Annotated in this window: 16 protein-coding genes and 2 pseudogenes; 10 read left to right on the top strand and 8 right to left on the bottom strand. The window is 59.0% G+C overall.

From position 1 onward, the window contains the following. Nucleotides 1-196 precede the first annotated feature (196 nt). Nucleotides 197-1,359 (bottom strand): annotated as a pseudogene (locus JFT85_RS20145) (IS3 family transposase). 62 nt (nucleotides 1,360-1,421) lie between these two features. On the opposite strand from JFT85_RS20145, the pseudogene JFT85_RS28490 reads away from it, so the two are divergent. Then, nucleotides 1,422-1,571 (top strand): annotated as a pseudogene (locus tag JFT85_RS28490) (site-specific integrase); the annotation flags it as partial. Between the two features lie 178 nt (nucleotides 1,572-1,749). Here the strand turns inward: JFT85_RS28490 and JFT85_RS20140 are convergent. Beyond that, nucleotides 1,750-2,289, bottom strand: a complete 540-nt coding sequence (locus tag JFT85_RS20140) for a hypothetical protein (protein ID WP_201230322.1) — start codon at nucleotides 2,287-2,289, stop codon at nucleotides 1,750-1,752. A gap of 555 nt (nucleotides 2,290-2,844) precedes the next feature. Here JFT85_RS20140 and JFT85_RS20135 point away from each other — a divergent pair. Beyond that, nucleotides 2,845-3,870 carry a hypothetical protein gene (locus JFT85_RS20135; RefSeq protein ID WP_053258093.1) on the top strand — a complete coding sequence of 342 codons (1,026 nt, stop codon included), beginning with the start codon at nucleotides 2,845-2,847 and terminating at the stop codon, nucleotides 3,868-3,870. A 128-nt stretch (nucleotides 3,871-3,998) separates the two neighbouring features. After that, nucleotides 3,999-5,432: an ArnT family glycosyltransferase gene (locus tag JFT85_RS20130; RefSeq protein WP_053258094.1), complete on the top strand. Its 1,434-nt coding sequence runs from the start codon at nucleotides 3,999-4,001 to the stop codon at nucleotides 5,430-5,432. 15 nt (nucleotides 5,433-5,447) lie between these two features. Here the strand turns inward: JFT85_RS20130 and JFT85_RS20125 are convergent, their stop codons facing one another. Next, nucleotides 5,448-5,936, bottom strand: a complete 489-nt coding sequence (locus tag JFT85_RS20125; protein ID WP_053258095.1) for a TIGR00645 family protein — start codon at nucleotides 5,934-5,936, stop codon at nucleotides 5,448-5,450. Between the two features lie 162 nt (nucleotides 5,937-6,098). Here JFT85_RS20125 and JFT85_RS20120 point away from each other — a divergent pair, with 162 nt between their 5' ends. Further along, a complete protein-coding gene (locus tag JFT85_RS20120) occupies nucleotides 6,099-7,922 on the top strand; it encodes a hypothetical protein (protein ID WP_201230321.1) in 1,824 nt (607 codons plus the stop codon). A gap of 3 nt (nucleotides 7,923-7,925) precedes the next feature. Here the strand turns inward: JFT85_RS20120 and JFT85_RS20115 are convergent, their stop codons facing one another. Then, nucleotides 7,926-8,255, bottom strand: a complete 330-nt coding sequence (locus JFT85_RS20115; protein ID WP_069552508.1) for a PA4575 family protein — start codon at nucleotides 8,253-8,255, stop codon at nucleotides 7,926-7,928. Between the two features lie 313 nt (nucleotides 8,256-8,568). After that, the gene (locus JFT85_RS20110; protein WP_053258097.1) at nucleotides 8,569-11,007 is read right to left on the bottom strand and encodes a Lon protease family protein; all 2,439 of its coding nucleotides are present in this window, start codon (nucleotides 11,005-11,007) and stop codon (nucleotides 8,569-8,571) included. Nucleotides 11,008-11,274: 267 nt separating this feature from the next. On the opposite strand from JFT85_RS20110, the gene JFT85_RS20105 reads away from it, so the two are divergent. The 3 genes from JFT85_RS20105 (at nucleotide 11,275) to JFT85_RS20095 (ending at nucleotide 15,403) form a co-directional block, all read left to right on the top strand. Continuing rightward, a complete protein-coding gene (locus tag JFT85_RS20105) occupies nucleotides 11,275-11,763 on the top strand; it encodes a DUF3015 domain-containing protein (RefSeq protein ID WP_017139294.1) in 489 nt (162 codons plus the stop codon). Nucleotides 11,764-11,854: 91 nt separating this feature from the next. Beyond that, nucleotides 11,855-13,708: an Lnb N-terminal periplasmic domain-containing protein gene (locus JFT85_RS20100; protein WP_201230320.1), complete on the top strand. Its 1,854-nt coding sequence runs from the start codon at nucleotides 11,855-11,857 to the stop codon at nucleotides 13,706-13,708. Between the two features lie 1,389 nt (nucleotides 13,709-15,097). After that, nucleotides 15,098-15,403 carry a chorismate mutase gene (locus JFT85_RS20095; protein ID WP_053258099.1) on the top strand — a complete coding sequence of 102 codons (306 nt, stop codon included), beginning with the start codon at nucleotides 15,098-15,100 and terminating at the stop codon, nucleotides 15,401-15,403. A 55-nt stretch (nucleotides 15,404-15,458) separates the two neighbouring features. On the opposite strand, the gene JFT85_RS20090 is transcribed toward JFT85_RS20095, so the two are convergent. Beyond that, complete coding sequence (locus JFT85_RS20090) at nucleotides 15,459-15,749, bottom strand: DUF3077 domain-containing protein (RefSeq protein WP_053258100.1); 291 nt, start codon at nucleotides 15,747-15,749, stop codon at nucleotides 15,459-15,461. A 427-nt stretch (nucleotides 15,750-16,176) separates the two neighbouring features. On the opposite strand from JFT85_RS20090, the gene JFT85_RS20085 reads away from it, so the two are divergent. After that, nucleotides 16,177-16,533: a hypothetical protein gene (locus JFT85_RS20085; protein WP_053258101.1), complete on the top strand. Its 357-nt coding sequence runs from the start codon at nucleotides 16,177-16,179 to the stop codon at nucleotides 16,531-16,533. Nucleotides 16,534-16,603: 70 nt separating this feature from the next. After that, nucleotides 16,604-17,101, top strand: coding sequence for a GreA/GreB family elongation factor (locus JFT85_RS20080; protein WP_201230319.1), 498 nt, complete (start codon nucleotides 16,604-16,606; stop codon nucleotides 17,099-17,101). Here the strand turns inward: JFT85_RS20080 and gdhA are convergent. After that, nucleotides 17,098-18,435 (bottom strand): NADP-specific glutamate dehydrogenase, encoded by a 1,338-nt coding sequence (gdhA, locus tag JFT85_RS20075; RefSeq protein ID WP_053258103.1) that lies wholly within the window; start codon nucleotides 18,433-18,435, stop codon nucleotides 17,098-17,100. The genes JFT85_RS20080 and gdhA overlap by 4 nt on opposite strands. 348 nt (nucleotides 18,436-18,783) lie before the next feature. Continuing rightward, the gene (ettA, locus tag JFT85_RS20070; RefSeq protein WP_053258104.1) at nucleotides 18,784-20,448 is read right to left on the bottom strand and encodes an energy-dependent translational throttle protein EttA; all 1,665 of its coding nucleotides are present in this window, start codon (nucleotides 20,446-20,448) and stop codon (nucleotides 18,784-18,786) included. Nucleotides 20,449-20,731: 283 nt separating this feature from the next. Here ettA and JFT85_RS20065 point away from each other — a divergent pair, with 283 nt between their 5' ends. After that, on the top strand, nucleotides 20,732-24,583 hold the full coding sequence (locus JFT85_RS20065) for a sensor domain-containing protein (protein WP_169875994.1): 3,852 nt from the start codon (nucleotides 20,732-20,734) through the stop codon (nucleotides 24,581-24,583). Nucleotides 24,584-24,703: the final 120 nt, after the last annotated feature.

Here is a 24,703-nt window from a genome sequence, read left to right as displayed (position 1 = left end):
AGCCATCCCATGTCATTGCAGAGCCCCCTTTGCAACTCCCAAAAAATTGCCTCATTCAGAACCGCCATGAAAGCTGGCGCCGCTATAGGCTCCATTGGCGGCGCAGCGCGCGGCGCAAGCGCTGCGTTGGCTGGCGGACAGTTAGGGACCGCTGTCGGCGCTATTGCCGGACCGATAGGCATCTGCCTTGTAGTGGTCAACTAATCCCGGACACGACGTTAAGTTTTTCCTCGGCCCGCGCTGGCGCCAACCCATCGTTGAATTGGTGAGGCCGAATCCAGTTGTAGCGATGCATCAAAAAATGGCTGATATCGCGCTGTGCTTCCTGCGCAGTTCGATAGCCCACGGTCGGTATCCATTCTGTTTTCAAGCTGCGAAACACGCGCTCCATCGGTGAGTATCCCAGCAGTTTCCTCGTCGACTCATGTTCTGGCGCATGCGGTATCGCCATAACCGCTGGCGAAAGAGTCGGCTTGCATATTGCGATCCCTGGTCCGAGTGGAATAGCAGATCCGAAGGCCTGCCACGCTGCTCGTAAGCCATATCCAGCGCTTTGATCACCAGCTCAGCGTCTGGCTGTTCCGACAGCGCCCAGCCCACGATCCGACGCGTACAAAGATCCAGGACGACAGCCAGGTAATGCCACTTTCCTTGCGCCCAAATGTAGGTGATATCGCCGCACCAGACTTGATTGGGCGCTGGCACGTCGAACTCGCGGTTTAATGTGTTCGGGATATCCAGTCTTTCTATTGTTGCTCGCTTGTAGGCATGGGAGCCGGGTTGTTTGCTGACTAAATCAAGCTCGCGCATCAAGCTACGCACTTTGAATCGACCGAGTTGCTCACCGTCTTCACGCATCAGCGACAGGATGCTGCGACTGCCCGCAGAGCTGCGACTTTGCGAGAACAGCTCACTGACGCGACTACGCAATCGAAGCCGTTCAACATCGGGCGTGCGGCGCCGCAGGCGCTGGGCGTAGTAACACGGGCGAGTGACGTCAAACACCTTGCACAGCCAATCAACCGGTTCATCGGCGTTCAACTGGTCAATCAGCGCGAACGCTCGTGATCTTCCGACATCAAGAGCGCAGTAGCCTTTTTTAGTATTGATTTCTCTCGCTCAAACCGAGCAATCCGGGCTTCCAGCTCCTGAATTTTTTGCTGTTCAGGAGTCAGTGCTTTGTTCTGCGGGGTGACGCCTTTATGTTCTTTCTGAATCTGGTCAACCCAGCGACGCAATGCCGACTCACCAATGCCGAGTGAACGGCTGGCTTCGATGTAGCTGTAGTTTTTGCTTGAGCACAAGGTCGGCAGCCTCGCGCTTGAATTCAGGAGTAAAGGAGCGGCGTTGTTTGGTCATCTGACACCTCGATCTGGCGAGCATTCTCGCCTAAATAGATGTCCGGTTTCATTAGACCACTACACACTGACTGGACGATGATCGCAAGGGTTTACGGGCGATGGATGCCGTCAGCAGATCTGAACGCGGGAAACAAAGCAGAAACGCTATGGAGTGATCAAATAGACGGAAGGTTTAAAGGCGATACTCGATCTAAGCCCGCCGCTCGGTAAAGAAGGCGCTTGTGACATTAAAATAGCGCTCTGCTGTCAGCCGATGAGCGAACATTGGGCATATTGCAAGTCAGAAAACGGAAAATGTACGGCCGAGGTATCCAACGTTTGATTACCTCGGCCGATTCTGAGTATAGCGGCCAGACTGGGCTCATTGGGGAATAATAAAACCTCTGCTCTAACGTTTTTTCTTTTTATTACTATTCTTTTTGGGTTCTAGCACTTCTGAACGGATAGAAAAATATTGGCCTAGGTTCGGTCCATGCAATGCGAAAGTCTTATCTAAAATCTGCTTAGCTTCCGGTTCACTTTCAAAATCAGGAAAATTTAATTTCTGCCACCGATACATAACAGCAGCAAACACATTGAGCACAACGTCCGTGTCTTCATCGAGAGACTCCAAAAACTCCCTTAGATTATTAACTCCTTGTTCGGTACCAAAGTCTACACCTGGTATTTTCGATATATTATGCGCAAAGTCGTTACGAGACTGCAAAAATCGGGATAACAAATCTTTGAGTGCTTGATGCACCTCTACCTTCTTCTTTAGTGCCGCGATCAACTGTCCTAAAGTTAATTTCTGAGCAGTACTTGAACCATGGGTCTTGCTAGAAAGCCCGAAGTCCAAAGCAGACTTTAGGAACACTTCACATGCATGAATCTTTACATGAAGGCTACCGATAGCGAAGTAATCAGAATCCGTCAACATGCTTTTCATATCGAGCCTCTCTCCTTTGAGCACTGCCGTAGATCTTACCGAAATGACAGCATTATGCCAGCCTCAAGCCTGAAGGCCCCGGTCTACATGGCTCGGATGCGGGTTCAAACCCCCCCGGCTCCACCAATTCGAAGCATCAACAAAACCCGCCTAGTGCGGGTTTTGTTGTTTCTGGAGGATGGAAACCCCAGCCAGCGGGCCTTCGGATTGTTCCTTCAAGATGTCGCGCCATTGGTGCACTGTTCCCACTCCACCGACATGACTAACCTCCTCTCATCGCTGCAAAATCAGCGACCGGGGTTAGCCGCTCGGCTCATATCAAGGCCTGCAACATCACCATCCGCTCAGCATCTGCTGGACTACGTTATGGCAGCTGTGCGTGAGGCCCTTTCGGGTGCGCTGGGTTTGTTGATTCCTGGTCTGCTAACCCGCGTACAGTTGCTACCCTGTTTCGATTAGCCGGGCGAGACACCTCACAGGCCTCGCCCGCTGGAATCCCCTCACACTTCCCATTACCCTGACCGCCTTTATCAGACAACCGGAAGTCCGATACCCGTGTTCAAGCCCTTCGCTGTCATCGCCCTCGCCTGCGCGCCCTTGCTCACCCACGCTGCCGACCTGGCAGGTGTGTGGAAAGGCACGTTGGGTAAATCCGCCATTACCGCGTGTTTTAATGGTGCCCATGGCGCCAACGGCAGTTACTACTACCAGCGCATCCTCACTCCCATCCAACTGACCCAGGCCAACGCCAGTGAACCGTGGGCCGAAGAAGGCAACACGGGTTTCTGGCAGCTGGATGAGCCGCAAGGTGACACGCTGACGGGAACCTGGAGCAAAGCCCCGGGAGGCAAAGGCCTGGCGGTGCTGCTCAAGCGGGCGGATACCGAAAGCTGCGCCAGCGACACCTATAACACGCCACTCGAGGCAGTGCCGCCGAAGGTGACGGTCGAGAAGAAGGCTTTCCGCGAGCACGCCTACCAAGTGCACACCCAAGGTGGGCAGGTCACCTTCAAGCTGGAAGGCGAAGGGCCGGCTATCGAGAAGATCAACCGTGACCTCGCGCGGCTGGCGGTCAGCCCGGACGGCCAGGCCGACTTCTATCGTGAGCGGCGCAATGCACTGGACCAGAGCGGCGGCACGACCACCAGTGAGATCACGGTGGAGCCGTTTTACTGGTCCTCGCAGTGGATCACGGTGCGGTTCTATCGCTGGACGGCAGGTTATGGGCGCGGCGGCATCAGTTGGGGCCTGCACAGTTGGAACCTGCAAACCGGCGACAGCGTAGACCCGTGGACCTGGCTCGGCGGGCAGCAGGAATGGTACGACGCCTACTCCGGCCAAGTGAAGTTGCCCACCCCATTCAGCGACTGGCTCGCCAAGCAAACCACCACCGACGAAGGCTGCCCGGCGGTGACCAGCTACTCCACCTTCGACCTGAGCTTCAACACCCAAGGCCTGCAACTCTCCACGCCCGCCACGGGCGACGGCTGCGACAACGAGTTGAGTTTCACGTGGGCGCAATTGGAACCAGTACTGACCGCGCAAGGCAAAGCGGCGCTGCCTAGCTTGAAACAGCCATGAATATCGGGCCCTGTGAGCCTTACAAAAACCGCACATTCATTCACGAAATATTAAGAATCCGTTACCTATACTAGCCGATCGCCACGGCCGTTCCCCCGAACGGCCCCTTGCCCCGGTAGCTAAAACCTATGACGCGTCCCGTTTCGCTGCTGCTCCTTCTCGTTGCGGTGTTGTTCTTCTTCGCCCTTGGCAGCCATGAGCTGCAAGGCTCCACCGAAGCCCGCGTCGCCGGGATCGCCATGGCCATGCACTTGGACAATGACTGGGTTATCCCACGCCTGTTTCGTGAGCCGTTCCTGGAAAAACCACCGCTGAGCCTTTGGTTGGATGCCGGAGCGATTCGCCTGTTCGGTGGTACAACCTGGGCGGTACGCCTGGCCTCAGCGTTTGCCGGGCTGTTCAGCGTGATGCTGTTTTACGCAATGCTGCGCAAGTTCGGGCGGCCACAGACCCTGGCGTTCTGCGCGGCGCTGATCCTCGCGACCATGGCCAGCTATTGGGGCAATGTGCGCGGCGTGGGTGAGGATTCATTGCTCAGCCTCGGTGTGACCACTGCGTTGCTGGCCTTCTACCAGGCCGTGCGGCCCGACCGTCAAGGCTCCAGTGTGTGGGCGTGGGCGTTGTTTACCGTCGGGATGGCGATCGCGACGTTGAGCAAAGGTGTACTTGGCCTGGCGATGCCGGGCATTGTGATTTTTGTGTACCTGCTCAGCACCAGCGTAATGGACAAGCGCCTGCGCATCGGCGACTGGCTCAAGCCTGGGCTGTTCACGCTGCTGGCGCTGGTGCCGCTGCTGATCTGGCTGGGGTTTCTGTTCCAGCGTGGCGGCCTGCAGGCCGTGGCCGAGGTGTTGTGGACCAACAGCGTCGGGCGCTTCAGTGGCTCGTTTGTCGAGGCCGGGCACTACGAGCCGTTCTATTACTACCTTGCAAAACTGCCCGAGGCCTTCCTGCCCTGGAACATTCTGGTGTACCTGGGCCTGTGGCACTTTCGCAAAAGCCTGGTGCGTAACCGCTACCGCCTGTTTTTCAGCGTGTGGCTGGTGGCGCAGTTCACCCTGCTGACCCTGGCGTCCAGCAAGCGCGTGGTTTACCTGATGGCACTGACACCGGCAGCTGCCGTCCTTGCCGCGGAATATGCAGGGGTGCTGCTGGAGTGGCTCAAAGCGCGTAAACCGGGGCTGTACCGTTATCACCGCGGCGTGATCAGCGGTGTGTTCACGCTGTTGATCGTCAGTTACATGACTGCCGCCTTCTGGTTTGCACCAAAAGCCGACTTGCGCGAGTCCTTCGTACCGGTGATCAGTCAGGCCAAGGCTTATCAAACCGAAGGCAAGGAGGTGGTGCTGTTCCAGCCTAACGAGCGCATCGCCGGGGCCAGCGTGTTCTATCTGCAGGGCTACTTGCCGATCCTGCAAACTGAAGCGCAGCTGCGTAGTTTTCTGACTGCCAAGCCCGGCAACATGGCGCTGCTGGACCGCCCCGAGCAACTGGCTGAGAAAGTCACCGTGATCAAGCAGATGGCGATCGGTCGCCAGCCTTACTACTTCGTCGAGCAGTAAGGTCGGCGCCGGGCATCAATGCTTGGTGAGTTTGTCCAGGTAACCCATGGCGAACGCCGAGATCACGAAGGTCATGTGGATGATCACGTACCACATCAAATGCTGCGGATCGACGTTCTTGGCGTCCATGAAGATGCGCAGCAGGTGAATGGACGAAATCGCCACGATGGAGGCTGCCACCTTCATCTTCAGTGACGAGGAGTCCATGGTGCCCAGCCAGTTGAGCTTTTCCTTATCCTCATCGATATCCAGCTGCGAGACGAAGTTCTCGTAGCCGGAGATCATCACCATCACCAGCAAGCCACCGACCAGCGCCATGTCGATCAACGACAGCAGCAGCAGGATCACTTCCGACTCCAACATGGTGAAGATGTTAGGCAGCACGTGGATGATTTCCTGGAAGAACTTCAGCGCCAGGATCAACAAGCCCAGGGAAAGCCCCAGATAGATCGGCGCCAACAGCCAACGCGAGGCGTACATAGCATTTTCAATAAAGCGTTCCATCGGTTCTCACACAGCATGGCTAAAAATGGCGCCGAGTATACCAGCCGCTAACAAACCCCTGTAACCACGAGAAAACTGACCTGAGCGGCATCTGTAAGAGAATTTTTCTGCTAGTGTCGAGTCCATTAACTCGGCTCGATGATGTCGGACAGGAAGATTCAGATGATGGATGTGCGATCCCCTTTGGCCACGATCGGCCTGTGTGCGGCGTTGCTGATGGCCGGCGGCTGCTCTCCCAAAGAAGAGCAGAAGCAGGTGACCCTCGAAGAAAAAACCGCGAAGTTCGAACAGTCGCTCGACACCATTCAAGACCCCAAACTCAGAGATGCCATTGCCGACCTCGGCGGCTCGCTGCTGTTGCTGGAACGGGCGCGCGTCAAACTCGCCAACAAGCCCATCGAAGCCGAATACGGCGAAGACACCCTGGCCTTGCTCAAGCATTACCCCACGCCCCAAGCCTTGGTGGACACCTACATCAATGGCCTGTTCGTGCTGCGCAAAGCCTCGCATTCCGACTACCTGACGGATTTGCAGCCGGTGTTCCCATTCAACTTCAACACCCCGGACCAGTTCCCCTTCCCCCATGGCCTGGAATGGCAGTCGGTGACCTTGAGCAACAATAAAGTCATCCCGTTTCAGCCGGAATGGTCGGAAACCGACCCAGGCATCCAACTGAGCCCGAGCAGCTCCAACCTGACCAACCCCGATGACCTGACCGTGACTTACCCGTTCATCGAGGGTATCGAGACCGACAACAAGAGCCAGCCGCAGCCGGTCAGCCTCAAGGGCGCGGTTGAGGTGATTGCGCCCGGCAAGGTGCTGACATTCGACTTGTCGAAAAAAGATGTGGGCCACACACGCACCGAGGGCAATATCACCCTCAACCTGCTGCTGCTTGAGAAAAACTACGCCGAGATCGAACTGACCAACAGCGAGCCAATGGCACCGGAGGTCGGTGACGAATCGCCGAACCCCTTACTGGTACAGGCGCGTGACAGTAGCGGGCAATTTCTGACCCGCTCGGGCTCCATCAACGAGAATGCCGCGCAAGTAGCGTTCTACGAGAAACAACTGGCCGAGATGCAAAAGCAGACGGCCTGGTCGGATGCCTTTGAAAAGCACCTGACGGACGAGCAGAAAGCCTTTGAGCACAAACAAAGCAGCCACTACGCCAAGGTGTATTTCAATGGCTTGATCGACACCCTGCAGGTCGATGTACTGGACTTCTCCAAGGCCACGCTCACGCGCAAGGACCTCGACCTGCCGGTGATGCGTTTCGACAAGAACAGCCTGCAAAAGACCGTGCAAGCCTTGCCGATGCCGGTCACGGTGTACGACGACAGCGCCGCCAGTTGGCTAAAAGACGCCGCGATGACCGAGGAGCAGCTGAAAAAAAGCGTGACGATCAGCCAGTCGACCGAAGACGCGAGTGCCGCGAAGATCGTGTTTGACCACCCGTTCACGTTCAATGACGACCTGGTCGGCGCTGATCGCAACAGCGGCGAGTCGCCGATTACCTTCTTCACCGCGGATGAAAAAGGCGAACGCGGCGAGCCCATCGAACTGCCGACCGAGGCCTTCGAGCTGAATGCAGGAAGCGGCACGCTGACTTACGATCTCACCCTGTTCCCGGAAAACCCCGCCTTCGTAGTCGGCTCGATACCGTTGTTTCTGGCCACGATCGAAAAAGCCACGATTGACGTGGGCAAGCTGCCTAAAGGCCTGTCGCTGAAAGACAACGCGCTGATTGTCGATCAAAAAGAATTCCCCGCCGACAGCTGGCGTTTCTACGCCAAGGACGCCAGCGGCCACTACCTCAAGGAAATTCTCGGCGTGAGCCACCGCGCCGAGGAGTACGGCACGGCACTCTTTGACGTGTTTTATTTCTATGGCCAGCCGACGACGCTGGAAAGTTACCAGCGCACTGACCTGAGCACCGTGCAATACGGTTTCGAAGTGAAGCTGGACAAGCCCGAGGGCAAATAGTGTTCAGTGATGGGTATCACTGAGCGTCTGCCCTCGCCCACCATTGAGTTGTCGCAGATGTGCCTGCAGGTGCAGGCACCAGATCTGCGGGTCGTCGGCCAGCGCATAACCGTGCAGGGTCAGGCTTTCAACAATTGACTGCAGAATGGTTTCTGCCACGAAGGGCCCGTGAAACGGGCCTTGGGACTTGATGGTGGAGGGCTGTTCGCCGGTCATGCCAGCGGCAAACAACAACGTCCACATCCCGTTATCCCCCGCGAGAGGGCGAATGGAGCATTCGATACGGGTAACCAGGCCCAAACATTGGCGGGTAAGGCAAAGGTTGCGCGACATGGCGGCGACCCTCGGTAGATCGGTGTTCAACCTCGCGCCTGGCGAAGCTGTCTCTATCCAGCGACTCCTGTAGATATCCCTTACGCTCAGAATAGAAGAAAACCAGTACAAACCAAGGCTGTAGGGACCAACGGGCGTTGGTCCCTGAGAGGCGAGTCAATTTAGTGGCGAATTCACCGCCGTTTCCAAATACTCCGCTGATCCAATGTGGGAGCGGGCTTGCTCGCGAATGCTGTCGGTCAGACACATTGTTAATGACTGATCCACCGCCTTCGCGAGCAAGCCCGCTCCCACACTGACCGCGTCACGACAATCAGCTCGGCTTGGCTTCCGCCAACGCCTGCTGCGCCAGCTCCTTCTCCGCTTCCTTCAAGTCGTCCTCGCTGATCATCTCGGCAATCGCGCGCAAACGCTCCACCACACGCGCATTCACCGTGCCTTCAGGGAATTGCCCCTCCTCGTCCGGCTCACCGGCCGGCTCACCGACCAACAAGCTCAGCGCCTCATCCGCCTGACGCACGGCATAGATGTGGAACTGCCCGTTGCGCACGGCCTGCAACACCTTTTCGTCGAGCATCAAGGTGGCGACGTTGGCTTGCGGAATGATCGCGCCCTGCTCGCCGGTCAACCCGCGCGCTTCGCAGAGGCGGAAGAAGCCTTCGATCTTCTCGTTGACCCCACCCACCGCCTGCACTTCACCGAATTGGTTGATCGAGCCGGTGATCGCAAAGCACTGCTTGAGCGGCGTTTTCGACAACGCCGAGATCAAGGTGCACGCCTCGCCCAACGAGGCACTGTCGCCGTCCACGTACCCGTAGGACTGCTCCAGCGCGATACTCGCCGAGATCGCCAGCGGGAATTCCTGGGCATAACGGCTGCCCAGGTAACCGGTAAGGATCATCACGCCTTTGGAGTGAATCGGCTGACCGAGGTTAACCTCGCGCTCGATGTCGACGATGCCACTGCCGCCCGGGTACACCGTGGCGGAAATCCGCGCCGGCACGCCGAAGGCCGAATCGCCGACTTCCAGCACCGTCAGCCCGTTGCATTTGCCCACGGCCGCACCGGCGGTGTCGATCAGGATGACCCCAGCGAGCATGTCGTCGAGAATCCGCGCCGACACACGCCCGGTACGCGTGGCCTTGGCCTTGAGCGCCCGCTCGATATGCCCGGCATCGGTCATCTCATCACCCGCCAGGTGGCGAATGAAATCCGCCTCGCTCACCAGCTGGAACAAATCGCCGATACGCGCCGACAAACGCCCCTGGTGTTCGGCCAGGCGTGCGCTGTAGGTCGCCAGACGCGCCACGGCGTCCGACGTCAGCGGCGCCATGCCTTCTTCCGAGGTGCGGGTTTTGAGCAACTGGGCGAACTGCTCCAGGCTCTCGTCGACCATCGGAATGTCTTCGTCGAAATCCACCAGGACGCGGAACATCTCCTGGAAGTCCGGATCGGCATCCTGCAACGCGTAGTAGAGCTGGCGCGAACCGATGATGATGACCTTGACCTGCAACGGAATCATTTGCGGGTTGAGGGTCACGGTGGCCAGGCGGCCGAGCTCGCCCAGTGGCGATTCCATCTTCAGCTTGCGCGACTGCAGGGAACGCTTGAGGGCGTCCCACACAAACGGTTCGCTGAGCATTTTCTCGGCTTCCAGAATCAGGAAACCGCCATTGGCACGGTGCAGAGCACCCGGACGCAACTGGCGATAGGTGGTGTAGAGCGCGCCCTGGTCGGTGCTGTATTCGATACGGCCAAACAGGTTGTCGTAGGTCGGGTGCGGCTCAAACACTACCGGCGCACCGCCGTTGACCGAGTGGCCGACCACCAGGCTCGGGCAATACTGCTCTTCGAGCAGCTTGCGGGCCTGGGCGTCGGTCTTGGCGTCGTCCACCAGTTGCTCGACCACGGTTTTGAGCAGGTACACCTGCATGGCTTGCAGATAACCGCAAACACCGGCGTTTTCCGCGTACTTTTCCGACAGAGGCGCCAGCAAAGGTTGCAGGGCCAGGGTGATGGTTTCTTCGTTGAACTGACGCAGTTGGTTATTCGACTCACGCTTCCACTGCGGCAGGCTGGCCAGTTCTTCGTTAAGGCGTTCTTCCAGTTCGGAAATATCCGTGTGGAAACGCTCGCGATCAGCCTCCGGCAGTTGCGAAAACTCCGCTTCGTCCAGCGCCTTGCCGTCGAGCATCGGGGTGAAGGCAATGTTGGAGCTGTCGCGGTAGAGCGCCACGTCCTTTTCCAGGGCCAGGCGTTCGATCACATCCAACGCCTTGTCGTAGCGCTGGTTGAAGGCGCGGTCGATGGCGCTTTTGCGCTGTTGATAGGTCGGGTGTTCGAAAACGGCCGGGAACGTCGCCACCAGGTTGTCGACCAACCCATTGATATCGGCAATGAACGCCGCCGCAGCGCCGCCCGGCAATTCCAGGGCGCGCGGTTCGCGCGGCTCATCAAAATTATTCACATAGACCCAGTCCGCCGGGGTCTGCAGGCGTTTGCCTTCGGCCTTCAGGTAGCGTTTGACGAACGAAAAGCGGCCGGTACCCGGCTCACCCATGACAAACACGTTGTAACCGGGGCGTGGCATGGCCACGCCGAACTGCAAGGCTTCAACCGCACGTTCCTGGCCAAGCACACCGCGAAAGGGCTCCAAATCATTAGTGGTCGAGAAGCTGAACTGTTCAGCGGAGAAAGGGCGAGTCAGCGCTTCGGGCGCTAGACGCAAGCTGGCAGCAACAGGATCAGGCATCGGGCTTCCTTACATCAGGCGGGGCAGATGAGCGCATTCTGGCTCCCGGTTGCGCGCTCTGGCAAGGCGAGCCTTTGGGAAAGCCTGGACACGGGAGGCCTCCTACAAAAAAATCGCGACAACTCGGTTTGTTTTATAAAAAATAACGGAACCCTAGGAACGTGCCTAAACTCCAAATTGCGCGGGTTGGACTAATAACTGGCCCCTAGGGCGCTGCGAAGCGCCTGAACCCTTGTCCATTGGTTTGCACACAAAGAGAACAAAGCTATGAAACGGATCCTTCTTGGTACTCTCTTCACCGTTGTCTCCCTCAATGCAATGGCTGAATCTCCAGGTGGCCCGAACTGCGGTTGGGGCAACATGTTGTTCGAAGGCCAGCGCGGTACTCCAGCCCACTTCCTCGCTTCCACCACCAACGGCACCTCCGGTAACGCCACCTTCGGCATGACCTCGGGCACCAACGGTTGCAGCACCAACAGCGCCCTGACCTACGGCGGCAAGTCCTGGATTGCCATGAATGGCATGATGAACGAGCTCTCCGAAGACATGGCCAAGGGCAACGGCGAAGCGCTGACCACCTATGCCGTGGTACTGGGCGTTGCGCCTGAAGATCGCGAGCACTTTGCTGCCGTGACCCACGAGCACTTCCAGCAAATCTTCAGCAAAGCTGACGTGACCGCTGACGACGTGCACAACAACACCCTGGCTGTACTGAAAAGCGATACCCGCCTGGCCAAATACGCTACCCAGGCTTAAGCTCGACCGGCCCGCGTCTTTCGAGGCGCGGGTTTTACTTTTGGACCCGCCTCCCCTTTGGGTCTCACTTTTCCCGACTTAAGTTGCCCCTATGCTCAAACGCCTTGCCTGGTTGGCACTCTTCGCCTGCGCCCCGCTATACGCGGCCCCGCATATTGATGATCAACGTTTGCAGCAATTGGCCAACGATCCGTTCTGGCTGTCTTTGGGCCATTACGAAGCCGGCAAGCTCAAAGGCTGGCGCAGCTATGTCAGCGACAAGAAATTCTTCCTCGCCCCCGACGGTGCCCACCACCCGGACGCCGAGCTCAAGGCCACCGTTGAAGCGCTGTATGCTCCGGCAAGCCTGGGTGAAAAACATGCGCAGTGCGTTTACCCGGCACGTACCCGCTGGCTGAAGGAACAGTTGCACCTCACCGATCTGCCCGCACTGGAGTGCAAAGAATTCACCCAATGGTTCAAGGACGTCGCGCCCCACAGCGCGGTGATGATCTTCCCGGCGGCCTACCTCAACAGCCCGTCGTCGATGTTCGGCCACACGCTGCTGCGCATCGACCAGGCTGACGTGCAGAGCAACAACACCGCCCTGCTCAGCTATGCGATCAACTTCGGCGCCTACATCGAAGGCTCCGACAACAGCATTCTCTATGCCTGGAAAGGCCTGATGGGCGGCTATCCCGGCCTGTTTGCGCTGGTGCCGTACCAAGAAAAGCTCTCGGAATACCGTAGCCTCGAAAACCGCGACCTGTGGGAATACCGCCTCAACCTGACCCAGCTCGAGACTGAGCGCATGGTCCGGCACGTGTGGGAGCTCAAGCAGATCCAGTTCGACTACTTCTTCTTCGACGAAAACTGCTCCTACCGCCTGCTGGAACTGCTCCAGGTGGCCCGCCCAAGCCTGCGCCTGACCGAGCAATTCCCGTTGACGGCGATCCCGACCGACACCGTTAAGGCGGTAAAAGAAGCCGGTTTGGTGGAGAAGATTGATTACCGCCCGTCCCGTGAGCGCGAGCTGCTCGAACGCGCCAAACCGCTGAATGGCGACGAGCAACAATGGGTACTGAAAGTCAGCGATGACCAGAAGCAATTGCAGGAGCCGGCCTTCAAAGCCCTGCCCCGCGATCGCCAGGCGCTGATCATCGACGCCGCCTATCGCTTGGGTCGCTACCGCGCCAACGGCCTGGAGCGCGACACCGAACGCTCCCAACGCAGCTTCGAACTGCTGCGTGCGATCAACCAAAACCCCGCGCCCGACCTCAACATCGCGCGCCCGGGCCTGCCCGAAGATGGCCATGAATCACGCACCTGGCAAGCCGGCATCGGCACCCGTGGCAGCAAAACCTTCGGTGAATACGGCCTGCGCATGGCCTACCACGACCTTAACGACAACGCCGAAGGCTTCCCCTTGGGCGCGCAGATTGAAATCCTGCAAATGAAGCTGCGCCAGTACGAAGGCAACCACTGGCAGGTGCAGCAACTGGACCTGGCGACCATCCGCTCGCTGACCCCGCGCAACGCGCTGTTGCAGCCGTGGTCATGGCAAGTGACCGGAGGCCTGGAGCGCGTGCCGGGTAAACACGACGACCAAACCCTGGTCTCTCACGTTAACGGCGGCGCTGGCGGCACCTGGCAACTGAGCGACGACATGCTCGGCTTCGCCCTCGGCACGGTGCGCGTGGAACACAATAATGACTTCAGCGAAGCCATCTCCCCGGCAGCCGGGTTTAACACGGGCCTGCTGTGGAAAAACCCGCTGGGCAATTTGAGCCTGGAAGCCAAAGGCGATTTCTTCACCAATGGTGAAGTGCGCCGCAGTGTGAGCCTGAACCAGCAGTGGGAATTGTCGCGCAACCTCGGGTTACGCCTGAGCGCCCAACGCGAGTACAGCCACCTTTCCACGCCAGTGAATGAAGTGATGCTTGAAGTGAAGTGGTACCACTACTGATCTGCAAGCCCCGGCGATGACCCGATGTGGGAGCCGGGCTTGCTCGCGATGGCGGTGGTCCAGGCAATGATGTATTGATTGACCCACCGCATTCGCGAGCAAGCCCGCTCCCACACTTGTTTTTGTGCCAGGCCTGAATTCTGTGCCCGCCGCAGTTCAAAGGTGGGAGCCGGGCTTGCTCGCGAATGCGGTATATCTGCAGCAGATAGTCTGACTGACCCACCGCCATCGCAGGCAAGCCCGCTCCCACACTTGTTTTGTGCCAGGCCTGAATTCTGTGCCCGCTGCAGTGCAAAGGTGGGAGCCGGGCTTGCCCGCGATGGCGCTGTATCAGCAGCAGACAGTCTGACTGACCCACCGCCATCGCAGGCAAGCCCGCTCCCACACTTGTTTTGTGCCAGGCCTGAATTCTGTGCCCGCTGCAGTTCAAAGGTGGGAGCCGGGCTTGCCCGCGATGGCGGTGGTTCAGGCAATGATGTATTGATTGACCCACCGCATTCGCGAGCAAGCCCGCTCCCACACTTGTTTTGTGCCAGGCCTGAATTCTGTGCCCGCTGCAGTTCAAAGGTGGGAGCCGGGCTTGCCCGCGATGGCGGTGGTTCAGGCAATGATGTATTGATTGACCCACCGCATTCGCGAGCAAGCCCGCTCCCACACTTGTTTTGTGCCAGGCCTGAATTCTGCGCCCGCCGCAGTTCAAAGGTGGGAGCCGGGCTTGCCCGCGATGGCGGTGGTTCAGGCAATGATGTATTGATTGACGCACCGCATTCGCGAGCAAGCCCGCTCCCACACTTGTTTTGTGCCAGGCCTGAATTCTGTGCCCGCCGCAGTTCAAAGGTGGGAGCCGGGCTTGCCCGCGATGGCGGTGGTTCAGGCAATGATGTATTGATTGACCCACCGTATTCGCGAGCAAGCCCGCTCCCACACTTGTTTTGTGCCAGGCCTGAATTCTGTGCCCGCTGCAGTTCAAAGGTGGGAGCCGGGCTTGCCCGCGATGGCGGTGGTTCAGGCAATGATGTACTGATTGACCCACCGCATTCGCGAGCAAGCCCGCTCCCACACTTGTTTTGTGCCAGGCCTGAACTCTGTGCCCGCCGCAGTTCAAAGGTGGGAGCCGGGCTTGCCCGCGATGGCGGTGGTTCAGGCAATGATGTATTGATTGACCCACCGCATTCGCGAGCAAGCCCGCTCCCACACTTGTTTTGTGCCAGGCCTGAATTCTGCGCCCGCCGCAGTTCAAAGGTGGGAGCCGGGCTTGCCCGCGATGGCGGTGGTTCAGGCAATGATGTATTGATTGACCCACTGCATTCGCGAGCAAGCCCGCTCCCACATTTGGCTCGCGTAGAGTCAGATGCACTGCATTCCAGCCCAATCAGGAGCTCCATCAACATGGCCGTTAACTGCACCACCCTTGAACAAGTCCGCGCAAACATCGACCGCCTCGACCAGCAAATCGTCGCCCTACTGGCTGAACGCGGCCACTACGTTTCCCAGGCCGCTCGCTTCAAAAAAGACTCGGACGACGTCAAGGCACCGCAACGGGTTGAACAGGTGATCGCCAAGGTGCGGGGGTTATCCGAGGCGTTGGGCGCTAACCCTGAGGTGACTGAGCAGGTGTATCGCGCCATGATTGCGGCGTTTATCCAGCAGGAATTGGCTGAACATGCCGCGCTGACGAATAACCAGACGGCATAACCCCCTTTGTGGCGAGCAGGCTTGCCCCGCTCGCCACAGAAGCAGGATTTGCCTGCTAAGCGGCGGGTGTCATCGCTTGGGTCAGGTCATCGACGACGGCCTTGCCCATCTCACACAGATAATGCGCGGCCCAGGCGTATTGTTCGCCGCGCACATCCATGGCGGCTTCCATGGCGAGTTTCTTCGAGTAAAAAAGCAAGGTGGAGGCGTGTTCCAGCGCTTGATCAATCGGCATGCCGGCATTGACGCGGAACAGCGGTTTTGCGTTTTCGCCGTAGTCGCCAAAGGTGACAACGCCGAGGGTGGTGATTGAGGACAGGGGTGGATCGGGGACGACTTTAGACATGGTTTTTCCTTAGGTTAATAAGTAAGAACCGCCACAGCACGTCGCTAAACATGGAGAGGTGGCAGCTGTACGCGGGTTAGCGAACCGGTAACCTAGGAACCCGGTAGACCCGAAGGTCTCCCGCGCACAGCCGCCATAACACGATAAGGCAGGCAAAAAGCGCGAGCCAAAGGAGTTGAGGAAGTCGTACCTACGTTTCTCGGGTCGCTAAACCCAGTCGCTGTTTTGCAGCGACCCGAGGAGGCTAGACACTCAAACCCTAAGGCACAATAGGCCAGGGATTCTCTAGGAAACGTCCTGCAATTTAAAGAGAATCGTCGTTGATGGCCCTTTAGCCCAACACCTTTCTCACCTCGCTTTCACACCTCCCCGACAAATCCCTGACTAGACTTGCCCTATCAGCCGTGAAACGGCCAGGGAGCAAGCAATGTGGCGGTACGCGTTAATGCTGTGCGCGGTAGTGGGGTTGTCGGGCTGCCAATCGACCCACCAGGAGTTGCTGGCTAAAGGTTATCCACCGGCCTTTGCCGACGGTTTTGATGACGGTTGCAGCAGCGGTCGCCAGGCCGCTGGGGTGATCAGTGGGGAGTTTCGCAAAAACGTACCGCGCTACCTGAAAGACCGCGAATACGCCGAGGGCTGGGAAGATGGCTTTCGCCAGTGCAAGGCCATGCGCGAGAACGAGGAGTTGCGCGACTACAAGGACAACCACTGGGATGACCGTGAGCGCGCCTGGCAGCACGAGAAAGACCGCGACGCCGGCAGGGCTTATCGCGCGCAATAGGTCGCTTTCAGACATCCAGCGAAACTAAAGCCCGGCGACCATGGCCCAACTTCCATAGAGGGAGCATGTCATGAGCCGAGCTTTTGTTAACGAAGACAACGCCGCCGCACAGGCCGACCAGCCGGTGGAGCGCCAGGTCAGTGAGCAACCTAATCACCTGACCGCGCAAGGGTTGGCGCAGTTGCAGGCCAAGGTCGCGCAATTGCAGCAGGAATACAGCGTCGAATCCGCCAGAGGCGAACAGGTCGATAAGCAGCGCCAGGCGGATCTTGAACGGGATTTGCGCTACTTCAACCAGCGCGTGCAAAGCGCACACGTGGTGGCGCCGGCCACCTCCACCGACAAGGTGCAGATCGGCAGTTGGGTCACCTTCGCCAACGAACAGGACGAGCAGCAGCGCATTCAACTGGTGGGTGAAGACCAGGCCGATGCCGGCGCTAACCTGATCAATTGGGGCTCGCCGTTAGGCCGCGCATTGCTGGGCGCCCAGGTGGGCGACGAGGTGCTGTGGAAGCGCCCCGTCGGCGATCAAATGATTGAAGTGCTGCAGGTCGAGCCCGAGCGTTAAACGATACCTTGCGCCAGCATCGCGTCAGCCACCTTCACGAAGCCCGCGATGTTCGCGCCCTTCACGTAGTTGACCCGGCCGTTTTCCTCGCCGTAATGCACGCAGGCGTGGTGGATCGACTGCATGATGGTGTGCAGCTTGCTGTCCACTTCGCCGGCGGTCCACAGCAGGCGCATGGCGTTCTGCGACATTTCCAGGCCACTCACGGCCACGCCGCCGGCATTGGATGCCTTGCCGGGCGCGAACAGAATGCCCGCCTCGATAAAGATATCCACAGCCTCAAGCGTGGTCGGCATATTCGCGCCTTCAGCCACGCAGATGCAGCCGTTGCGCAGCAGCGTGCGGGCGGCGTCGGCGCCCAGTTCGTTCTGGGTGGCGCACGGCAGCGCGATGTCGCAGGCCAACTCCCAAGGGGCTTTGCCTTTGCGGAACTCCAGGCCAAAGCGCTCGGCCAGTTCGCTGATGCGCCCGCGCTGCACGTTTTTCAACGTCAGCAGGGCCGACCAGTGCTCCTCGGTCAAACCGCTTTCGGCGTACAGGGTGCCTTCGGAGTCGGACAGTGAAATCACCTTGCCGCCCAGGTCCATGACCTTGCGTGCCGCGTATTGCGCCACGTTACCCGAGCCGGACACGGCCACGCGTTTGCCTTCAACTCGCTGAGCATTGCGCTTGAGCATTTCTTCGGCGAAGTACACGCAGCCGAAACCGGTGGCTTCGGGACGAATCAGGCTGCCGCCGTAAGTCATGCCTTTGCCGGTCAGCACCGAGGTGAATTGGTTGCTGAGGCGTTTGTACTGGCCAAACAGAAAGCCGATTTCACGGGCGCCCACGCCGATATCACCGGCCGGCACGTCCACGTCCGCACCAATGTGGCGGTACAGCTCGCTCATGAACGCCTGGCAGAAGCGCATGACTTCGGCATCGCTCTTGCCCTTGGGGTCGAAGTCCGAGCCGCCTTTGCCGCCGCCCATGGGCAACGAGGTCAGGGAGTTTTTGAAGGTCTGTTCGAAAGCCAGGAACTTGAGCACGCCCAGGTTCACCGACGGGTGGAAACGCAGGCCGCCTTTGTAGGGGCCGATGGCGCTGTTCATCTGGATGCGGAACCCGCGATTGACCTGGACCTTACCGTGATCATCCACCCACGACACTCGGAAGGTAATCGCACGTTCCGGTTCGCAGATGCGCTCCAGAATGCCCGACGTCAGGTAGTGAGGGTTGGCGTCGAGAAACGGCCACAAACTGCGCAGGACTTCTTCTACCGCTTGGTGGAATTCCGGCTGGTCGGGGTCGCGTTTCTTCAGGCGAGCGAGGAAGGATTCGACGGATTCGATCATGAAAAGTCTCGGCAAATTGATTGTTTTTAAGGGAGATTGAGCCGGACCTTAGCAATTCATGTTGCACCTGAAAAGCGCAAAATGTCGCCTTTGTGAATTTAAATGGTGCATTGTATATAAATTATTGTGTTTTTTTGCACCATGAAAGGGATTTCAACACACGGCATGCACCAACAGTTAAACCGCCTTCGCGAGCAAGCCCGCTCCCACATTTGATCGGGTTCCCACTTTGGAATGCGGTCGAATGTGGGAGCGGGCTTGCTCGCGAATGAATTCAACGCGGTCCACCTGAATAACGCGCAAAAAAAACGGAGCCCGAAGGCTCCGCTTTTTTCAAACCAGCCCGACTCAGGCCAGTTTTTTGTGCCGTACACGGTGCGGCTGGGCAGCAGCTTCACCCAAACGCTTTTTGCGGTCCGCTTCGTACTCGGTGTAGTTACCTTCGAAGAACACCGCTTGGGAGTCGTCTTCGTACGCCAGGATGTGGGTCGCGACGCGGTCAAGGAACCACCGATCGTGAGAGATCACAATGGCGGCGCCCGGGAAGTCCAACAGGGCTTCTTCCAGGGAACGCAGGGTTTCAACGTCGAGGTCGTTGGACGGTTCGTCGAGCAGCAGCACGTTGCCGCCCTCTTTCAGGGTCAGGGCCAGGTGCAAGCGACCGCGCTCACCACCGGACAGGTCCTTGACGAACTTCTGCTGGTCGCCGCCCTTGAAGTTGAAACGGCCGACGTAAGTACGCGACGGGATTTCATAGTTGCCGATGCGGATCTGGTCGGAACCGTCGGAGATCTGCTGGAATACCGTCTTGCTGCCATCCAGGTCCTCACGGCTCTGATCCACACACGCCAGCTGCACGGTTTCGCCGACTTCGATGGTGCCCGAATCCGGCGTTTCCTTGCCCATCAGCATGCGGAACAGCGTGGATTTACCCGCACCGTTACCCCCGATAACGCCGACGATCGCGCCTTTTGGCATGGAGAACGACAGGTTATCGATCAACACGCGGTCGCCATAACCTTTGGAAACGTTCTTGAACTCGATGACCTTGTCACCCAGGCGCGGACCGGCCGGGATGTAGATCTCGTTGGTTTCGCTGCGCTTCTGGAATTCCTGCGACTGCATTTCTTCAAAGCGTTGCAGACGTGCCTTGGATTTGGACTGGCGGGCCTTGGCGCCTTTGCGCACCCATTCCAGTTCTTCCTTCATGGCTTTTTCGTGGGCCGATTGCTGCTTGGATTCGGCGGCCAGACGGTCGGACTTGGCTTCCAGCCAACCGGAGTAGTTGCCCTCGTAAGGGATGCCGGCGCCACGGTCGAGCTCGAGGATCCAGCCGGCGACGTTGTCCAGGAAGTACCGGTCGTGCGTGATCGCAACCACGGTGCCCGGGAAATCGTGCAGGAAGTGTTCAAGCCAGGCGACGGAATCGGCGTCCAGGTGGTTGGTCGGTTCGTCGAGCAACAGCATGTCGGGTGCCGACAGCAGCAGGCGGCACAGGGCCACACGACGCTTTTCACCACCGGACAGGAATTCGACCTTGGCGTCCCACGCCGGCAGGCGCAGTGCATCGGCGGCGACTTCCAGTTGGCGGTCCAGGTTGTGACCGTCGCTGGCTTGCAGGATGGCTTCGAGCTTGGCCTGTTCGGCGGCGAGCTTGTCGAAGTCGGCATCTTCTTCGGCGTAGGCGGCGTAGACCTCGTCCAGGCGGGCCTGGGCGTTCTTGATCACGCTGACCGCTTCCTCGACCACTTCACGTACGGTCTTGGTCGGGTCCAGAATAGGCTCTTGCGGCAGGTAGCCGATGTTCAGTTCGGGCATCGGGCGTGCTTCGCCTTCGAACTCGGTGTCGACGCCGGCCATGATTTTCAGCAGCGTGGACTTACCCGAACCGTTGAGGCCGAGCACGCCGATCTTGGCGCCTGGGAAGAAGGACAGCGAAATGTTTTTCAGGATTTCCCGCTTCGGCGGAACAACTTTTCCCAGCCGATGCATGGTGAAGACGTATTGAGCCATGGTGAACCTAGCGTCAGTGACTGATGAATTAAGCGGGCGAAGCCCGTGCAGGCCATGCGCCGCGCGGGCCGTTGATGGTGATCAATGCCTGCGTGCGAAAAAAGCCTGAAGTCTGGGGCTGGAACGCCCCCGCGTAACCGGCAAAGCTACCTGAATGCGCTTGGGCAGTCCAGCCAGGCGGGACTGGCACTTTGCCACAACTCAAGGCATGCTAGCCGCCCTCCGGGCGTCCGGCTTATAGTGCACGTCGCGCGCCAATCCAGCCAAACCGCAGGATCACAGCTTGTCCAAAGTCACGCCGCCCACTCCTCTGCGCGCCGCTCATATAGCGCCGGGAGCGCCCCTGCACGGCACCTTGAAAGGCGCATTGGCGACGCTTGTCCTTATGCTGCTCGCGCTATTGTTCTGGCAACTGCTGGACCAATTGCAGCAAAACCAGAAAAACCAGCAGCAATACACCATTGATTACAGCGCCGACCTGGCTGAACAGATCAGCCTGAACATGGCCCTGAGCGCGAAAATCGCCCTGAACCTGTTACCGATGGTCGAGCCGCCGCGTAACGACGAACAACAGCAAGCGCTGATGCGCACCTTGCAACGCTCGTTGCCGGAGCTGCGCAGTTTCGCCCTGCTCGCCCCCAGCGGTGCGCTGATCAGTGACAGCGCCAAAGACAGCCAGGACCGCGCCTGGCTTGAAGAACTGGTACAGCGCAGCCACTCGCAACCTTATTACCTGAGCAACAATGCCGACGGCACCCTCATTTATTTGTTGCTGCAGCAGCCCAGTGGCGGTTCAAAAATGTACTGGGCCCTGCGCCTGGCGCCCAGCTATCTGAGCAACCTAACCCGCCAGGATGGCCAGGGCCAGCGCCCGATGTGGGCCATCGAAAACCGCTTGAACCACCGCGTGGTCAGCCGCGACTCCGGCATGCCGGCACAGTGGGGCTCGGCGCTGACGCCGGATGAGTTGAATAAAAGCGTGTTGGTCACGCCCCTGAGTAAAAGTGACTGGCAGTTGCGCGGGCTGTTCGACCGCAGCGCCGTGCTGGAGCAACTGTTGCCGGCGTTTATCGGCAAATGCCTGTTGGGCCTGGCCTTTTCGCTGATTCCGGTGATTGTGCTGCTGAATATGCGTCGCCGTCAGCGTCAGGTGCATGAAGGCCGCAGGCGTTATCAGGATATTTTCGAAGGCACCGGCGTGGCCCTGTGTGTGCTTGACCTGTCGGGGTTGAAGGCTTTTTTCGACAAATCCAAATTGCAGACTCGCGAGCAATGGCAGGTCTGGCTGCGCAACAACGCCGCAGAGCGCCAACAACTGCTCAAGGAATTGCGCGTCACCGAGGTTAACCAGGTGGCCGTGCGCCTGCTGAACGTCAGCTCTTGCGAGCAAGCGTGGGAGCGGCTCATTGATGATTGCCCACGCAACGCCACGGCCATTGGCTTCCAGGTGCTGGAGGCGGTGCTGACCCAGCAAAAACAGTTGGAGTTGGAAATCCAGCTCAACGACTTCGCCGGCAATGACCAATACCTGTGGCTGGTAATGCGCCTGCCGGAGCAGCAGGACGACTTCAAGGCGGTGATTCTCAGCATCAGCGACATCACCAGCCGCAAGTTGATCGAGCTGTCGCTGGTGGAGCGCGAAAGCTTCTGGTCGGACGTGGTGCGTACCGTGCCCGACCACCTGTATGTGCAGGATGTGATCAGCCAACGCATGTTGTTCAGCAACCATCACTTGGGCCACACCCTCGGCTACAACAAGGCCGAACTGCAGCAAATGGGCGAGTACTTCTGGGAAATCCTGCTGAACCCGGAAGACGCCGAGCACTACCACGACTTGCGCCAGCAGCAACGCAAAGTCGGCTACACCACTCAACTGCACTGTCAGTTGCGCTTTCGTCACCGCAATAACCAATGGCGGCGCTTCGATATCCGCGAACAGGCCCTCGCCCGTGACAAATTTGCACAGGTCACCCGGATCATTGGCGTGGCCAAGGACATTACCGATCAGATCGAAGCCAGCGAATCCCTGCGCGACAGCGAGCAACGCTACCGCATGCTGGCCGAAAGCATCAGCGACGTGATTTGCTCCACCGACAGCCACCTGGCCCTCAACTACGTCAGCCCGTCGGTCAGCGCTGTGCTGGGCTATGACGTGGACTGGGTGTTCAAGAACGGCTGGCAGTCGATCATTGCCAACCCCCAGCAACTGAGCGGCATTTACAGCCTGGTGGAACACGTCAGCCGCGCGCTGGGCGACGCGGCCGCGTTGAACAAGCTGCGCGATGAAGTGCAGACCCAGTTGTTCCTGTTCGACTGCTTGCGCGCCGATGGGCGCAAAGTGCCGATCGAGCTGCGCCTGGTGCTGGTGTGGGACGACCACGGCGCGTTTGAAGGCATCCTCGGGGTGGGCCGCGATATCAGCCAGCAACGCCGCGCAGAGAAAGACCTGCGCATGGCCGCTACGGTATTTGAACACTCAACCTCAGCGATTCTGATCACTGACCCGGCAGGTTATATCGTGCAGGCCAACGAGGCGTTCAGCCGGGTCAGCGGCTATGCCGTGGCGGACGTGCTCGACCAATTGCCAAACATGCTTACCGTCGACGAGCAACAGGAAGCGCACCTGCGTTACGTGCTCAAGCAACTGCACCAGCACAGCACCTGGGAAGGCGAAGTCTGGCTCAAACGACGCAATGGCGAGCACTACCCGGCCTGGGTGGGCATTACCGCCGTGTTCGACGATGAAGGCGACCTGGCCAGCTACGTGTGTTTCTTCAGTGACATCAGCGAGCGCAAGGCCAGCGAACAGCGCATCCACCGTCTGGCGTATTACGACGCCTTGACCCACCTGCCCAACCGCACGTTGTTCCAGGACCGCCTGCACACGGCACTGCAGTCGGCTGAGCGGCAGAAGTCCTGGGTGGTGCTGATGTTCCTCGACCTTGACCGCTTCAAGCCGATCAACGACTCCCTGGGCCACGCCGCCGGCGACCGCATGCTCAAGGAGATGGCCACCCGCCTGCTGGGTTGCGTGGCCGAAGACGACACCGTGGCGCGCATGGGCGGTGACGAATTCACCTTGCTCCTGCAACCGCGAGTCAGCCGTGAGATGGCGCTGAACCGCGCCATATCGGTGGCCGAGCAGATTCTGGCGAGCCTGGTGAAGCCGTTTGTGCTGGAAGGCCGCGAGTTCTTTGTGACCGCCAGTATTGGCATCGCCTTGAGCCCGCAGGACGGCAACGAGCTGAGCCAACTGATGAAAAACGCGGATACCGCGATGTATCACGCCAAGGAACGCGGCAAGAACAACTTCCAGTTTTACCAGGCGGACATGAACGCCAGTGCCCTGGAGCGCCTGGAGCTGGAAAGCGACCTGCGCCACGCCCTGGAACAGAACGAATTCGTGCTGTATTACCAGCCGCAGTTCAGCGGCGATGGCAAACGTTTGACCGGCGCCGAAGCCCTGCTGCGCTGGCGCCACCCGCGTCGCGGCCTGGTGCCGCCTGGGGATTTCATTCCGGTGCTGGAAGAGCTCGGGCTGGTGGTGGATGTGGGCGACTGGGTGATCAGCGAAGCCTGTCGCCAGCTCAAGAGCTGGCACCAGAACAAGGTGCGCGTGCCGAAAGTCTCGGTCAACATTTCGGCGCGGCAATTCTCGGATGGCCAACTGGGCGAACGCATCGCCACCATTCTCAAGGACACCGGCCTGCCACCGGCGTGCCTGGAGCTGGAGCTGACCGAAAGTATCCTGATGCGCGAAGTCAACGAAGCCATGCAGATCCTCGCCAGCCTGAAAAACCTCGGCCTGAGCATTGCGGTCGACGACTTCGGCACCGGCTATTCGTCGCTCAACTACCTCAAGCAATTCCCCATCGATGTGCTGAAGATCGACCGCACCTTTGTCGACGGCCTGCCCTCTGGCGAGCAAGACGCGCAGATCGCCCGAGCCATTATTGCCATGGCCCACAGCCTGAACCTGGCGGTGATCGCCGAAGGCGTGGAAACCCATGAGCAGTTGGATTTCCTGCGTGAGCATGGCTGCGATGAGGTGCAGGGCTACTTGTTCGGGCGGCCGATGCCGGCGAATCGGTTCGAGGCGCAGTTCAGCAATGAAGCGCTGTTCATGTTTGACTGAAACCCTGCAGTGATGCTGATGGCCTCTTCGCGAGCAAGCCCGCTCCCACACTTGACCGAGTTGCAACTTTGAAAAGCGCTCGAATGTGCGCGCGGGCTTGCTCGCGAAGAGGCCGGTCAC

Origin of the sequence: Pseudomonas sp. TH04 (assembly GCF_016651355.1) — a bacterium.
GTDB classification, from domain to species: Bacteria; Pseudomonadota; Gammaproteobacteria; order Pseudomonadales; family Pseudomonadaceae; genus Aquipseudomonas; species Aquipseudomonas fluorescens.
The sequence above is the reverse complement of the archived record's forward strand: the minus strand, read 5'-3'. Positions and strand labels throughout refer to the sequence as shown.